General features: G+C 74.5%; 13 protein-coding genes. 6 read left to right on the top strand and 7 right to left on the bottom strand.

What is annotated here, in order from left to right; genetic code table 11:
• The first annotated feature begins 2 nt into the window (after positions 1 to 2).
• Positions 3 to 1,265: a metallophosphoesterase gene (locus tag HA073_RS16175; protein WP_205797534.1), complete on the top strand. Its 1,263-nt coding sequence runs from the start codon at positions 3 to 5 to the stop codon at positions 1,263 to 1,265.
• A 94-nt stretch (positions 1,266 to 1,359) separates the two neighbouring features.
• Positions 1,360 to 4,545 carry a UvrD-helicase domain-containing protein gene (locus tag HA073_RS16180; protein WP_166456786.1) on the top strand — a complete coding sequence of 1,062 codons (3,186 nt, stop codon included), beginning with the start codon at positions 1,360 to 1,362 and terminating at the stop codon, positions 4,543 to 4,545.
• Positions 4,546 to 4,556: 11 nt separating this feature from the next.
• Here the strand turns inward: HA073_RS16180 and HA073_RS16185 are convergent, their stop codons facing one another.
• Together HA073_RS16185 and HA073_RS16190 are read right to left on the bottom strand one after the other, a co-directional pair.
• Complete coding sequence (locus HA073_RS16185; protein ID WP_166456787.1) at positions 4,557 to 5,186, bottom strand: A24 family peptidase; 630 nt, start codon at positions 5,184 to 5,186, stop codon at positions 4,557 to 4,559.
• A 10-nt stretch (positions 5,187 to 5,196) separates the two neighbouring features.
• On the bottom strand, positions 5,197 to 6,204 hold the full coding sequence (locus tag HA073_RS16190; RefSeq protein WP_240925801.1) for an EamA family transporter: 1,008 nt from the start codon (positions 6,202 to 6,204) through the stop codon (positions 5,197 to 5,199).
• 85 nt (positions 6,205 to 6,289) lie between these two features.
• On the opposite strand from HA073_RS16190, the gene HA073_RS16195 reads away from it, so the two are divergent.
• Together HA073_RS16195 and HA073_RS16200 are read left to right on the top strand one after the other, a co-directional pair.
• Entirely contained in the window at positions 6,290 to 7,108 is an 819-nt protein-coding gene (locus HA073_RS16195) for a flagellar basal body protein FliL (RefSeq protein WP_166456788.1), read from the top strand.
• Between the two features lie 153 nt (positions 7,109 to 7,261).
• Positions 7,262 to 8,497 (top strand): ATP-binding protein, encoded by a 1,236-nt coding sequence (locus HA073_RS16200; protein WP_030499459.1) that lies wholly within the window; start codon positions 7,262 to 7,264, stop codon positions 8,495 to 8,497.
• A 13-nt stretch (positions 8,498 to 8,510) separates the two neighbouring features.
• Here the strand turns inward: HA073_RS16200 and HA073_RS16205 are convergent, their stop codons facing one another.
• A complete protein-coding gene (locus tag HA073_RS16205; protein ID WP_043330817.1) occupies positions 8,511 to 9,059 on the bottom strand; it encodes a GNAT family N-acetyltransferase in 549 nt (182 codons plus the stop codon).
• 135 nt (positions 9,060 to 9,194) lie between these two features.
• On the opposite strand from HA073_RS16205, the gene HA073_RS16210 reads away from it, so the two are divergent.
• Together HA073_RS16210 and HA073_RS16215 are read left to right on the top strand one after the other, a co-directional pair.
• The gene (locus tag HA073_RS16210; RefSeq protein WP_030499461.1) at positions 9,195 to 9,740 is read left to right on the top strand and encodes a DoxX family protein; all 546 of its coding nucleotides are present in this window, start codon (positions 9,195 to 9,197) and stop codon (positions 9,738 to 9,740) included.
• A 205-nt stretch (positions 9,741 to 9,945) separates the two neighbouring features.
• Positions 9,946 to 11,367, top strand: coding sequence for a glycosyltransferase 87 family protein (locus HA073_RS16215; RefSeq protein WP_043327708.1), 1,422 nt, complete (start codon positions 9,946 to 9,948; stop codon positions 11,365 to 11,367).
• 4 nt (positions 11,368 to 11,371) lie between these two features.
• Here the strand turns inward: HA073_RS16215 and HA073_RS16220 are convergent, their stop codons facing one another.
• Genes HA073_RS16220 through moaC form a run of 4 tightly spaced genes read right to left on the bottom strand, consistent with a single transcriptional unit; the run spans position 11,372 to position 14,088 of the window.
• Positions 11,372 to 11,797 carry a molybdenum cofactor biosynthesis protein MoaE gene (locus HA073_RS16220; RefSeq protein WP_309228036.1) on the bottom strand — a complete coding sequence of 142 codons (426 nt, stop codon included), beginning with the start codon at positions 11,795 to 11,797 and terminating at the stop codon, positions 11,372 to 11,374.
• A gap of 35 nt (positions 11,798 to 11,832) precedes the next feature.
• Entirely contained in the window at positions 11,833 to 13,092 is a 1,260-nt protein-coding gene (locus HA073_RS16225; RefSeq protein ID WP_166456790.1) for a molybdopterin molybdotransferase MoeA, read from the bottom strand.
• A 37-nt stretch (positions 13,093 to 13,129) separates the two neighbouring features.
• The gene (locus HA073_RS16230; RefSeq protein ID WP_205797536.1) at positions 13,130 to 13,624 is read right to left on the bottom strand and encodes a molybdenum cofactor biosynthesis protein B; all 495 of its coding nucleotides are present in this window, start codon (positions 13,622 to 13,624) and stop codon (positions 13,130 to 13,132) included.
• A complete protein-coding gene (moaC, locus tag HA073_RS16235) occupies positions 13,597 to 14,088 on the bottom strand; it encodes a cyclic pyranopterin monophosphate synthase MoaC (protein WP_043327705.1) in 492 nt (163 codons plus the stop codon). Before moaC ends, HA073_RS16230 begins: the two co-directional genes overlap by 28 nt.
• Between the last annotated feature and the right edge of the window lie 89 nt (positions 14,089 to 14,177).

Here is a 14,177-nt window from a genome sequence, read left to right on the forward strand (position 1 = left end):
CCATGGCGACATTCCTGGGCTTCGTCGTGCTCGTGATCGGCCTGATCCACTTCTACCTGTGGAAGCGGCTGGTCCGGGACACCACGCGCCCGGGGCGGTGGCGCCGGGTCGGCGGGGTGGCGATCGCGGCGCTGGCGGTGCTCGTACCGGTGACTCTGGCGGGCACCCGCAACGGCTGGTACTGGCTGGCCTGGCCCGGCTACCTCTGGGTCGCGCTCATGTTCTACCTGCTGGTGATCCTGCTGGTGCTCGAAGTGCCGACCGCAGTGGCCCGGCTGGTGCTGCGCCGCCGCGCCCGCTCGGTGGTCGCCACCGGCCCGGAGCCCGAGCCCGTACTCGTGGGCGCGGCGACGGCGGAGGGTGCGACGCCACCGCCGGTCGACAGCGCCGGCGCGCCGCCGGCCGGCGCCCTCGCGCCGGACCACGACCCCTCCCGGCGGCTGCTGCTCGCGCGCGGGGCGGCGATCTTCGCCGGGCTCACCGCCGCCGGCGTCACCGGGTACGGCGTCCGCACCGCCATCGGTCCGCCGCAGCTCGACCGGGTGCAGATCCCGCTGGCCAAGCTGCCCCGGAGCATGGACGGGCTGCGCATCGCCACCGTCTCCGACATCCACCTCGGGCCGCTGCGCGGCCGGGCGCACACCGAGCGGATCGTCGCGATGATCAACCGGATGGACGCCGACCTGGTCGCCGTGGTCGGTGACCTGGTCGACGGCACGGTGGCCGAGCTGGGGGAGGCCGCCGAACCGCTGCGTGACCTGCGGTCCCGCTACGGCAGCTTCTTCGTCACCGGCAACCACGAGTACTACTCCGGCGTGGAGGAGTGGGTCCGCGAAGTGGACCGGCTCGGCCTGCGCGTGCTGCAGAACGAGCGGCAGGAGATCCAGGCCCGGGGCGGCGTGCTGGACCTGGCCGGTGTGAACGACGTGAGCGCCGCCGGCACCGGGGTGGCCGCGCCCGCCGACTACGCCGCCGCGCTCGGCGACCGTGACCCGAGTCGGCCGGTCGTGCTGCTGGCGCACCAGCCGGTGGCCGCGCAGGAGGCGGCGAAGTTCGGCGTCGACCTCCAGCTCTCCGGGCACACGCACGGCGGCCAGATGGTGCCGTTCAACCTGGCGGTGAAGCTCGAACAGCCGGTGGTCTCCGGTCTCGGCGAGATCGACGGCACGAAGGTCTACGTCACGAACGGCGCCGGTTTCTGGGGTCCGCCGGTGCGGGTGGGCGCGCCTCCCCAGGTGACGCTCGTGGAGCTGCGCGCCCCATAGCGCGCACCCGCCGCCGAGTCCAGCACCGCATTGCTCAGGTCACCCGTTCGCGTGGCGGCGGGCGGGCGGGGGACCGGACGTGACAGGATGCGGCGTGCCTCCGTTCAGCGCCGCACCCTCCGGTGGCCTCCCGCCGTACGTGGCGGACCTGCACATCCACTCGAAGTACTCGCGTGCGTGCAGCCGCGACCTGACCCTGCCGAACCTGGCCTGGTGGGCCCGGCGCAAGGGCATCGGCGTGCTCGGCACCGGCGACTTCACCCATCCCGCCTGGTACGACCACCTGCGCGAGACGCTGCACCCGGCCGAGCCGGGCCTGTACCGCCTCGCGCCCGAGGCGGAGCGGGACGTCGCCCGGCGGCTGCCGCCCCGGCTCGCCAGTGAGGCGGAGGCGGACCCGGTCCGGTTCATGCTGAGCGTGGAGATCTCCACGATCTACAAGCGCGACGACCGCACCCGGAAGGTGCACCACCTGATCTACCTGCCGGACCTGGACGCGGTGGCCCGGTTCAACACGGCGCTGGGCCGGATCGGCAACCTCGGCTCGGACGGGCGGCCGATCCTCGGGCTGGACTCCCGCGACCTGCTGGAGATCACGCTGGAGGCGAGTCCGGACGGCTATCTGGTGCCGGCACACATCTGGACGCCGTGGTTCTCCGCGCTCGGCTCGAAGTCGGGCTTCGACGCGATCGCCGACTGCTACGCGGATCTGGCCGAGCACATCTTCGCGGTGGAGACCGGCCTGTCGTCCGACCCGGAGATGAACTGGCGGGTCGGCAGCCTGGACCGCTATCAGTTGGTGTCCAACTCGGACGCGCACTCACCGCCGGCTCTGGCCCGGGAGGCCACGGTCCTCACCGCCGCCCGTGACTACTTCGCGATCCGCGAGGCGCTGCGCACCGGGGACGGGCTCGCCGGAACTGTCGAGTTCTTCCCGGAGGAGGGCAAGTACCACGCCGACGGGCACCGGTTGTGCGGGGTGAACTGGCCGCCGCAGCGGACCCGTGAGGCGGGCGGACGCTGCCCGGAGTGCGGCAAGCCGCTCACCGTGGGCGTACTCAGCCGGGTGGAGGAGCTGGCGGACCGGCCGGAGGGGCACCGTCCGGCGCACGCGCGCGAGGTGACCCACCTGGTGCCGCTGGCCGAGATCCTGGGCGAGCTGAACCGGGTCGGCGCGCGGTCGAAGAAGGTCGAGGGCAAGCTCAACGAGCTGGTCGCCGCGCTCGGCCCGGAGCTGGAGATCCTGACCCGTACCCCGGTGGAGGAGATCGGCCGGGTCGGCGGCGAGCTGCTCGCGGAGGGCATCGGCCGGCTGCGCCGCGGCGACGTGCGCCGGGTGCCGGGCTACGACGGGGAGTACGGCGTGATCACGCTGTTCGACCCGGCGGAACTGGGCGGCCCGGGTGCCGGGGCGGGGCAGGAGACGCTGTTCGACGTACCGGTGCCCGCGCAGCGGAGGCCCGCGGAGCCGGCGCCGAAACCGAAGGCCAAGCGCCCGGCGGCGGTCCGGCCGGAGCCGAAGCGGACGCCGCCGCCCGCGCCTCCGATCGCGACGCCGCCGTCCCCGCACGAGCCGTTCGAGCCGATGCTCGCCGGGATGGAGGAGGTCGGCACCGGCCTGCTGGACCGGCTGGACGCGATGCAGCGGGTGGCCGCGTCCGCGCCCGGTGGTCCGCTGCTGATCGTGGCCGGTCCGGGCACCGGGAAGACCCGCACGCTCACCCACCGGATCGCGTACCTGTGCGCGGAGTTGAACGTCTTCCCCGATCAGTGCCTGGCGATCACGTTCACCCGGCGGGCGGCCGAGGAGCTGCGGCACCGGCTGGACGGGCTGCTCGGCCCGGTCGCCGAGGACGTCACTGTGGGCACGTTCCACTCGCTGGGCCTGACCGTGCTGCGGGAGAACGCGGCGGCGGCGGGGCTGCCGGCGGACTTCCGGATCGCCGACGACGCGGACCGGGCGGCGGCGCGCGCGGAGGCCGGTGACGACGACGAGCGGTACGCGGCGTTGCTGCGCAAGCGGGACCTGGTCGACCTGGACGAGCTGCTGACGCTGCCGGTGTCGCTGCTCAAGGGGGACCGGAAGCTGGTCCGCGAGTACCGCGAGCGGTGGAAGTGGATCTTCGTCGACGAGTACCAGGACGTCGACGCGGTGCAGTACGACCTGCTGCGGCTGCTCAGCCCGCCGGACGGGAACCTCTGCGCGATCGGTGACCCGGACCAGGCGATCTACTCGTTCCGGGGCGCCGACGTGGGCTACTTCCTGCGCTTCTCGCAGGACTTCACCGACGCGCGGCTGGTCCGGCTGAACCGCAACTACCGCTCCTCGGCGCCGATCCTGGCCGCCGCGGTGCAGGCCATCGCGCCGTCGTCGCTGGTGCGGGGCCGTCGCCTCGACCCGGCCCGGCTCGACCCGGAGGCGCCTCTGGTCGGCCGGTACGCGGCGGCTTCGCCGTACGACGAGGCCGACTTCGTGGTCCGTACCGTGGACGAGCTGGTCGGTGGCCTGTCCCACCGCTCGCTGGACTCGGGGCGGATCGACGGGCGGACCACGTCGCTGTCCTTCTCCGACATCGCGGTGCTGTACCGCACGGACGCGCAGGCCGCGCCGATCGTGGACGCGCTGGCCCGGGCGAACATCCCGGTGCAGAAGCGCTCGCACGACCGGCTGCGGGACCGTCCCGGCGTGCCGGCCATCGCCCGCGAGCTGCGCCACGCCGGTCTGGACGGTTCGCTCCCCGCCCGGGTACGCCAGGCCGGGCAGATCCTGGCCGAGCGCTTCGCGGTGCCGACGCTCGACGGCTCCGGCGCGGTACGCCCCGAGGACGTCCGCACGGCGGTGGACCTGCTCACCCCGCTGGCCCGGCGCTGCGACGACGACCTGGAACTGTTCCTCAACCAGCTCGCCACCGGCGCGGAGGTGGACGCGCTGGACCCGCGCGCCGAGGCGGTCACGCTGCTGACGCTGCACGCCGCGAAGGGCCTGGAGTTCCCGGTGGTGTTCCTGGTCGGGGCCGAGGACGGGCTGCTGCCGCTGCGCTGGCCCGGAAGCGAGCCGGACGACGACGCGGTGGCCGAGGAGCGGCGGCTGTTCTTCGTCGGGCTGACCCGGGCGCAGGACCGGCTCTACGTCAGCCACGCGGGCCGCCGTGCCCGGCACGGCGCGGAACGCGACACCCGCCCGTCGCCGTTCCTCGACGTGATCGACCCGGCGTTGTTCGAGCGCCTGGACGCGACCGAGCCCCGCCGCCCGAAGGACCACCAGCTCCGGCTGATCTGACCGGGCACGCCTCAGCTGAGGACGGCGGCGAGCCACGCGCCGCCGAGCAGCGCCGGGCCGAACGGCACCGGCGTGTCCCGGCGTACCCGGCCGGCGGCGAGCAGGACGAGCACGGCAACTCCGGCGAGCACGTGCGGCAGGAGCAGCCCGAGGCGCAGCGCCGGCCAGCCGAGCCAGCCCAGCGGCAACCCGAGCGCGGCGGCGAGCTTCACGTCGCCGAAGCCGAGCCGGGCCCGGGGCAGCAGCGCCAGCAGCGCGTACCCGAGGAAGGAGAGCGCCGCCCCGGCCGCCGCGACGGCCAGGCGGCGCGGTTCGCCGGTCGCCGCCGTGGCAGCGGTGAGGCCGAGCCCGCCGCCGAGCGCGACCATGCCGACGAGCGGGTCGGGCAGCCGCAGCGCTGTCACGTCGGTGACCGCGAGCGCCAGCCCGACGGCGGCGACCAGCAGCAGCGCGGGCAGCGCCGGGTCGGCGGCCCGGGTGGCGGCGAGCCCGCCGAACGCCACGGCGCCGGCCAGCGCGAACGCGCCCCGGCGCGGAGCGTCGCCGGCGGGAACTGTGACGAACGACCGGCCGACCGGTACGGCCACCCACCCGGCCGACGCGCCCACCAGCGCGGCCCCTGTCACCAGCAGCGCCGACACGGGCGGGACGCTACCGCCCGGCGGGTTCCCCGGCTGCCCCGTCAACGGCTGGTGGCGGGGACCGGCGGGGTCGCTCGGTGCTCACCACCACCGCCACGCCGACCACGATGATCGCACCGCCCAGCAGCACCTGCGAGGTGATCGGCTCGGCGACGAACAACGCGCCGAGCGCCACCGCGACCACCGGGTTCACGTACGCGTACGTGGAGACCAGGGAAATCGGCGCGTGCGCGAGCAGCCAGACGTACGCGGTGAAGGCGACGAGCGAACCGGCCACCATCAGGTACGCCAGCGCCGCCCAGGACCGCCCGGTCACCTCGGCGAAGCTGAAGCCGCGCAGCTCGCCACGGGCGACGCCGACGAGCGCGAGCACCGCCGCGCCGGCCAGCATCTCGTAGACGGTGGCCACGAACGGGTCGGCGGGCATCCGGATCCGCCCGGACAGGTACGAGCCGACCGACCAGCTGGTGGCGGCCGCGACCACAGTGAGCGCGCCGGCCACCGGCACGCCGTCCACGCCGTCGCGGGGCAGCACCAGCACGACGAGGCCGGCGAAACCGAGCGCCACCCCGAGGAACGTCCACGGCGGGGGCCGGTCCCCGCCCACGGTCCGCAGCACCACCACCAGCAGCGGCACGGTGGCCACCAGCAGCGCGGCCACGCCCGAGGGAACCGCGGTGCCGGCCGGACCCGACTCGGCGAGCACCACCAGTCCGTTTCCGCCGGCGAGCAGCAGCACGCCGATCAGCGCGGCGGAGCCGACGCGGCGCACGGGCACCCGCAGCGCGCCGGGGCCGCGCCGCAGGCGCAGCACCACGGCGAGCACCACGGCCGCGCCGGCGAACCGCATCGCCGCGGAGATGAGCGGCGGCAGGGACTCGACGGCGACCCGGATGCCCAGGTACGTCGAGCCCCAGAGCAGGTAGACCAGCACGAGTGCGGTCCAGATCAGGGCGGTGCGTGTCGGCGGCGTCGCGGAATCGACAGCGTTCGTCGCACTCGTGGGGCGTGAGCTCATCGAGGGTCCACGCTACGGTGACCACGGCGTCGGCGTCCCCAGTTGGTGGCCGGCCTCTCAGCACTGGCGTACGCAGGAGGCGTTCATGTCGAACTTCGGTCCACCGGGCGGCGGCTCCCCCGACCCCTGGGGACGGCCCGACGACGGCTACGCCCCGCAGCCCGATCCCCGCTACGCCGCGCAGCCCGATCCGCGTCACGACCCGCAGTACGGCCCGCCGGGCGCGCAACCGTACGGCCCGCCGGCCGATCAGTACGGGCCGCCGACCCAGCAGTACGGGCCCGCCGACCGGTACGGCCCGCCGGCCGATCAGTACGGCCCGCCGACGCAGCGCTACGAGCCGGCGCCGGCGTGGTCCCCCGGCCCACCGCGGCAGGGTCACCCGGCCGACCCCTACGCCGGGCCGCAGTACGGCGGGGAGCCGCAGTACGCCGAGCCGACGCCGCCGAAGCGCGGCAAGGGCCCGCTGCTGGTGGTGGTGGTCGTGCTGGCGGTGCTGCTGCTCGGCGGCGCCGGGGCGTACTGGATGCTCGGCCGGGACGAGGAGAGCCCGACCGCCGGGACGACGGCGGCCACCGCGCCGGCCGCTGATCCGACCGAGGCGGCGCCGAGCGATCCGGCGGAGGCCACGCCGACCGCGCCCGCGCCGGCCTCCTCGACCGATCCGCGTTTCGTGAAGGCGGGCCAGTGCGTCGCCAACGAGGGTGGCGGCGGTCAGCCGAAGCTGGTGATCGCCGACTGCGCCCCGAAGACGTACGAGGTGCTGCGGCGCATCGACGGCGCGACGAGCGGCAAGAAGGACGCGGAGGCGAAGTGCGGGAAGGTCGACGGGTACACCGACTGGTACTTCTTCGACAGTGAGCTGGACACGCTCGACTTCGTGCTCTGCCTGAAGCGCCGCTGACGCGCCACTGACGCCCCGGCTCGTCGGTAACCAAAACTAGGGCTGTCTAGCTTCCACGCTAGACAGCCCTAGTTTTATGTCGAGACCGACACGCGGTAGCTGCATCTACGCACGTCTAGCCTGGCCGCTAGAGAAGCCGATACTGTGCGATTCGTGGATCCGGTCCGCAACCCGTACGCGCCGGGCGCCGGCCAGCGCCCGCCCGAACTCGCCGGGCGGGGGCGGGAACTGGACGTGTTCGACGTGGTGCTGGAACGCATCGCGCGTGGCCGGCCCGAACGCAGCCTGATGCTCACCGGGCTGCGCGGCGTCGGCAAGACCGTCCTGCTCAACACGCTGCGGTCCGAGGCGATCAACCACCTCTGGGGCACCGGCAAGATCGAGGCGCGGCCGGACCAGTCGCTGCGCCGCCCGATCGCCGCCGCGCTGCACATGGCGGTCCGCGAACTCGCGCCCCGGCACCGCGCCCCGGACCGGATCGACGCCTTCCTCGGCGTACTCAAGGCCTTCGCGCAACGCTCCGCCCCCACCGGGCGCGGCGGCGCGGCGCCCAAGCTGCGCGACCGCTGGCAGCCCGGCATCGACGTGCCCGCGAGCAGCGGACGCGCCGACTCCGGCGACATCGAGATCGACCTGGTCGAACTGCTCAGCGACGCGGCAGCGGTCGCCACCGACGTCGGCACCGGCATCGCGATCTTCATCGACGAGATGCAGGACGTCGGCGCCGAGGACGTCTCCGCGCTCTGCGCCGCCTGCCACGAGCTGTCCCAGCTCGGCGCGCCTCTCATCGTGGTGGGCGCGGGACTGCCGCACCTGCCCGCGGTGCTCAGCGCCGCCAAGTCCTACTCCGAGCGGCTCTACCGCTACCAGCGCATCGACCGGCTCGACCGGATCGCCGCCGACCAGGCGCTCTGCGCGCCGGCCGAGCGGGAGGAGGTCGAGTACGAGCAGAAGGCCCTCGACCTGCTCTACGAGAAGTCCGGCGGCTACCCCTACTTCGTCCAGGCGTACGGCAAGGCCACCTGGGACCACGCGCCCCGCTCGCCGATCACCGCGGCGGACGTCCGGGTCGCCGCGCCCGAGGCGGAGGCGGAACTGGCGGTGGGGTTCTTCGGCTCCCGGTTCGAGCGGGCCACCCCGGCCGAACGCGAGTACATGCGCGCCATGGCGACGCTGGCGCTGGTGGACGGCGAGGAGGGCAGCCGCGACGACATGGACGCCGCGGTGCCGACCGCCGAGATCGCCCGCGCGCTCGGCCGCAAGCCGGCCAGCCTCTCCCCGGCCCGCGACGCGCTGATCAAGAAGGGGCTGATCTACTCCGGCGAGCGGGGGACCGTGGCGTTCACCGTCCCGCACTTCGGCCGCTACCTGCGCACCCAGCCCGCGTGACGGCCGCGACCGCTCAGACCCGCGACCACGGTGGTGGGAAGACCACCTCGCCGGACGGCGGTGGCGGTTCCTCGCTCGCCGACGGCGGCAGCACCAGCGCCTGCCACGGCTCGCCCAGCCCGGACCACGGGCTGGTCAGGCCCAGCCGGTCCGCCGGGCCGAACCCGAACCGCCGGTAGTACGCCGGGTCGCCCAGCACCACCACCAGCCGTTCGCCCAGCTCGGTCGCGGCGTCGAGCGCCGCCTGCACCGCCGCCGTGCCGTGACCGAGCCGCTGCCGGTGCCGTGCCACAGCCACCGGGCCCAGCGCCAGCGCCGGCCACACGCGGCCGTCGTCGGTGCGTACGCCGACGCGCGTGAGCAGCGCGTACGCCACCACCTCGCCGCCGTACTCGGCGACCATGGCCAGCTCGGGAATCCACGCCGGGCTGTGCCGCAGCTCCTCGACCAGGCCGACCTCCGGCGGGGTGGCCACGTCGGGCCGGGCGAAGGCGGCGGCCAGCACCCGGGCCACCGCCGGCTCGTCGGCGGGGCCCTCCGGGCGTAGTCGCAGCGTCGTCACCCGCGCGACCTTACCGAACGCGACCGGTCCATCCGCGACGGTCGCTGAAATCGATACCGTCCGGACGTCCACGTCGGCCGATACCTTTCGTGTGTTGCGGGGATGACGACGCCCCCGACGGGGTAAGACTGAGCCATGAAGCCCGTGCGCTCCCTCGCCCGAGTCATGTTGAGCGGCATCTTCGTGGTCAGCGGCGCCCGCAACCTGCGCAACCCGGAACGCCTGGTGCAGGCCGCGGAGCCGGTCACCGGGAAGGTCGCCCCGCTGATCCGCAACGTGCACCCGCGCATCCCCACCGACACCGTGTCGCTCATCCGGGCCAACGCCGCCACCCAGCTCGTCGGCGGTCTGATGCTGGCCACCGGCCGGTTCACCCGTCCGGCCGCGCTGGTGCTCGCCGGTTCGCTGATCCCGACCACCGCCGCCGGTCACGCCTTCTGGAACAACGACGACCCGGCGGCGCGCAACAACAACCAGGTCCACTTCCTGAAGAACCTCGGCCTGCTCGGTGGCCTCCTCCTCGCCGCCGCCGACACCGAGGGCAAGCCGGGGCTGCGCTGGCGCGCCGGCCACCGGATCGACCACTCGCGCCGGTCGGTCACGCGCGCGGTCCGCACCGCCCGCCGCGATGCGAAGATCGCCGTACGCTCCGCGGCGGCCGCCCGCCGAATCCCTGGTTGACACCCCTTTCGTACGGCCACCACCCCCCGCAAGGCCACCAATCACCTGAACCGTCCGAGACCCGTTAACGCGGTGGAAATGTCGCAAACACGTGTGGGATCGGACACGGTCGCGTAACGCGGGAGGCAGCAACGTGAGGCGCCGTTCTAGGCTCCGTTCTGGACCTGGACGGGTACGACGACCTTGGTACGGGGGTGGCCACGCCATGCCGACGTCAGTCGGTAGACGGACCAACCGCCTCGCCCCGACCTCCCGCGTCGACCGCCGGACCGTCGTGCGCCTCGGGATCGTGGCCGCCGTGTCGTACGCCGCGTGGCTGGCCATCGGCGCCTTCGGACGGCCGTACAACTTCTTCGACATGAAGATCTACCACGGCGCGGTGGTGTGGTGGGCCAGCGGAAACGAGCTGTACGACTTCGTCGCGCCGTCGACGACACTGGGCTTCACCTATCCACCGTTCGCCGGTGTGGTCATGCTCCCGATGTCCTGGCTGCCCGTCGACGGCGCCGGCTTCGTCAACGCCCTGGCCAGCATCGCCGCGCTCGCGGTCGTCCTGGCGGCGCTGCTGCGCCCCATCGTGGACCGGCTCGGCTGGCCGCTCTGGTTCACCGTCGGCATCGCCACCCCGCTCGCGGTGGCCATCGAGCCGTCCCGGGAGACGCTCGGCTACGGCCAGGTCAACCTGCTGCTGTTCGCGCTCGTCATGGCCGACATGGTGGGCCTGCGCTGGCGCGCCAAGCGGGGCACCCACCACGAGACCGCCGACTCGCCGCTGGCCCGCTTCGTCTACAGCGGCGCGTGGGCGGGCGTCGGCATCGGGCTCGCCACAGCCGTCAAGCTAACCCCGGCGTTGTTCGTCGCGTACCTGATGCTGACCCGGCAGTGGCGGGCCGCGCTCACCGCCGTCGGCACCACGATCGGCGTGACCATCGCGACGTTCGGCCTGGTCGGTGAGGAGTCCCGCGCCTACTTCACGAGCGTGCTGTGGCAGACCGAGCGGGTCGGCGCGGCGGACATGACCGCAAACCAGTCGCTCGCCGGGCTGCTGGCGCGGCTCTACGACTCGATCGAGACGCCCGGCCTGCTCTGGCTCGCCTTCTCGGTGCTGCTCCTGGCGCTGGGCCTGTCCCGCGCGATCAGCGCCCGCGCCGACGGCGACGAGCTGACCGCGTTCACACTCGTCGGGCTCACCGCCAACGTGATCAGCCCGATCTCCTGGTCGCACCACCTGATCTGGGTCATCCCGGCGATCATCGTGCTGGCCGACGCCGCGGTACGCCGCCGCGACGCCAGCCGTGGCCTGCCCCTGCGCGGCAGCGGCCCCTCGGCCAACGGTGTGCCGGCGCTGCGCCCGCCGATCTGGTACCCGACGTTGACCGGGCTCCGCCACGGCGTCGGCGCGCTCGGGCTCTACCTGCTGTTCCTGATCTCACCGATCTGGCCGTACGAGCACCAACTCCCCGAGGTGTCCCACTACCAGGACGGCCTGTTCGGCGCGCTGATGGAGAACTCCCTGGCCATCGCGCTGATCGTGCTGGTGGCGGCGCTGCCGTGGCGTCCGGGAGCCGAGCCCGCGTTCTACCACGACCGGTTCAGCCGCGCGGCCGCGCTCGCCGGCCGGCGCTGAGCACTCAGGGGCAGTTCACCCATTCCTCGGTGCCGTCGTCGAAGACCTGCCGCTTCCAGATCGGCAGCCGCGCCTTCACCTCGTCGACCAGCCGCGCGCACGCGGCGAACGCCGCCGCCCGGTGGGCGGTGCTGACCGCCGCCGCCAGCGCCACGTCGCCGATCTCCAGCGGGCCGATCCGGTGCGACACCGCGACCGCGTACACCGCCGGGTCGGCGGCGATCTCGGCCGCCACCTCACGCAGCACCGCCTCGGCGGTGGGGTGGCCCTCGTACTCCAGCCGGGTGACCCCCCGCCCGTGGTCGTGGTCGCGGACCACGCCCTGGAAGAAGACCACCGCGCCGGCCCGGCGGTCGGCGACCGCCGCCTCGTGCGCGGCCAAGTCGAGCGGCCGGTCGGTCACCGCGCCGAGCACCACGCCTGCCCGCACCGTCACGACGTCTCCCGTCGGCTCGTTCGTCGCGCTCACCCGGCACGCTCCCCGGGGGTCAGCGGCAGCGGCACCAGCGGCACCCGGTCGCCGGCCGCGCCGCTGGCACCGGGCCGGATCACCGCGAAACCATCCGCGCCCGCGAGACCGCGCAGCATCGCCGACCCGACGTGCCGCACCGGGTACGCCGTGCCGGCGACCCGGTCCCAGCGGGCCAGCGCCAGATGGGTGTAGTCGCCGCGCCCCGGAATCGGCTCGGCCAGCGTCACGTGCGGCAGCACCGGCATCGGCCGGCCGGTGAGACCGGCGAGCAGCGGCGCGACGAGCGACACGAGCGCCACCACCGCGGACTGCGGGTTGCCCGGCAGACCGGCCACGAACCGCACCCGCCCGTCGTCGCCCACCAGCCGGGCCAGCAGCATCGGGAAGCCCGGGCGCACCGCCACCGTGTTGACCACGTAGTCGGCGCCGAGCGCCTCCAGCGTCGGGTGCAGGTGGTCGACCGGCCCGTGCATGGTGCCGCCGGTGGTGCAGACCAGGTCGGCGTTGGCGAGCGCGCCCCGCACCGCCGCCACGTGCGCGGGCAGCGTGTCGGCGACCGGGCCGACCACGTCGGCCGTACGCACCTGGCAGCCGTAACGGCGCAGCCAGGCGGGCACCGACGGGCCGAGCGCGTCGCGGACCCGCCCCGCGCCGGGCGGACCCGAGGTGAGCAGCTCGTCGCCGAAGACCAGCAGCGCGGCCCGGGGTGGCCGGCGGACCCGCAACGTGTCGTGCCCGCAGGAGGCGGCCAGGCCGAGCACCGCCGGATCCACCGGCGTGCCGGCGGGCAACAGCTCCTCCCCGAGGTACGCCTCCTCGCCCGGCTCCCGCCACTCCGGCGCCGGGCGGGGCGTGCCGGTCACCAGGCCGTCCACCGTGCGGGCCGACTCCTCGATCCGCAGGATCGCCGTCGTGCCCTCGGGAACCATCGCGCCGGTGGCGATCTCGACAGTGCTGCCGTCGGTCTCCAGCGGCGCGGCGGTGTGCCCGGCGAGCACCCGGCCCACCACCCGCCACGGCCCCGGGCCCCGCACCGCCCAGCCGTCCACGCTGGAGGTGGGGAACGCCGGCAGGTCGGTACGCGTCGTCAACGGCTCGGCGAGGGTGTGCCCGTCGGCCTCGGCCAGCGGGCGGGCGACGGCGGGGAGCGCGGCGGACAGGCCCACCGCGTACACCCGGGAGCGGGCCTCCTCCCACCCGGCCGGTGGTGGCGTGCCCGCCTCGGCCGCGGCGGCTTCGGTTTCCGTGCTCATCCGGCGAGCCTAGCGCCGGGGCACGTGGCCCGCGGGTTCAGTGGTCGCCGCCGCGAAGCTGGTCGACCGCGTGCCGCAGGATCGGCCCGAGCACCGCAAGGCCGTCGCGGGCGCCGCCCCGCGAGCCGGGCAGGTTGACCACGAGCGTCCGGCCGGTCACCCCGGCCAGCCCGCGGGACAGCGCCGCGGTCGGCACGGTGTCGCGGCTGTACGCGCGGATCGCCTCGGCGATGCCGGGGATCTCGTAGTCGAGCAGCGCACGGGTCACGTCGGGCGTGCGATCGGTCGGGGTGATGCCCGTGCCACCGCTGGTCAGCACCACGTCCACACGTTCCTCGCGGGCGGCGAGCAGCGCCTCACCGACCGGATCGCCGTCCGGCACCACCACCGGCGGGTCGACCTCGCAGCCCAGCTCCCGCAGGCCGGTCACGAGCAGCGGGCCGCTGGTGTCCTCGTACACCCCGGCGGCGGCCCGGTTGGAGGCCACGATCACCCGGGCCCGGATCACGGCCGGTCCTCCGGCCGGACCCATTCGCCGGTCTTGCCGCCCTCCTTGCGGAGCACCCGGACGGCCTCCACCGAGGCGGCCGGGTCGACCGCCTTCACCATGTCGATGAGAGCGAGGCCGGCGACCGCCACCGCGGTCAGCGCCTCCATCTCGACGCCCGTCCGGTCGGCGGTCTTCGCGGTGGCGGTGATCTCGACCGTGTCGGCGGTCAGGTCGAGGTCGACGGTGACGCCGTGCAGCGCGATCGGGTGGCAGAGCGGGATCAGGTCGGGCGTGCGCTTGGCGCCCATGATGCCGGCGAGCCGGCCGACGGCCAGCGCGTCGCCCTTGGGCAGGCCGTCGCGCCGCAGCAGCTCGACCACCTCGGCGGTGGTGCGGAGCCGGCCGGCGGCGACCGCGAGCCGGCCCGAGACCGGCTTGGCGGAGACGTCGACCATCCGGGCCGCGCCGGCCGGGTCGACGTGGGTGAGCTGCGCGGGTTCGGTCACGGCCCGACCCTATCCGCCGGGTACGACGACGCGCGTGCTCCCGGCCGTCGGCGGGGAGGAGCGCCGTGTCGGGTGCAGATCCACGACGC

The organism is Micromonospora sp. CMU55-4, from assembly GCF_011602315.1.
Lineage (GTDB): Bacteria > Actinomycetota > Actinomycetes > Mycobacteriales > Micromonosporaceae > Micromonospora > Micromonospora chalcea.

Coding starts and splice junctions, on each gene's coding strand:
- HA073_RS16195 (WP_166456788.1), top strand. CDS start 6,290: ATGTCGAACTTCGGTCCACCGGGCGGCGGCTCCCCCGACCCCTGGGGA.
- HA073_RS16210 (WP_030499461.1), top strand. CDS start 9,195: ATGAAGCCCGTGCGCTCCCTCGCCCGAGTCATGTTGAGCGGCATCTTC.
- HA073_RS16175 (WP_205797534.1), top strand. CDS start 3: ATGGCGACATTCCTGGGCTTCGTCGTGCTCGTGATCGGCCTGATCCAC.
- HA073_RS16225 (WP_166456790.1), bottom strand. CDS start 13,092: ATGAGCACGGAAACCGAAGCCGCCGCGGCCGAGGCGGGCACGCCACCA.
- HA073_RS16230 (WP_205797536.1), bottom strand. CDS start 13,624: ATGGGTCCGGCCGGAGGACCGGCCGTGATCCGGGCCCGGGTGATCGTG.
- HA073_RS16190 (WP_240925801.1), bottom strand. CDS start 6,204: ATGAGCTCACGCCCCACGAGTGCGACGAACGCTGTCGATTCCGCGACG.
- HA073_RS16215 (WP_043327708.1), top strand. CDS start 9,946: ATGCCGACGTCAGTCGGTAGACGGACCAACCGCCTCGCCCCGACCTCC.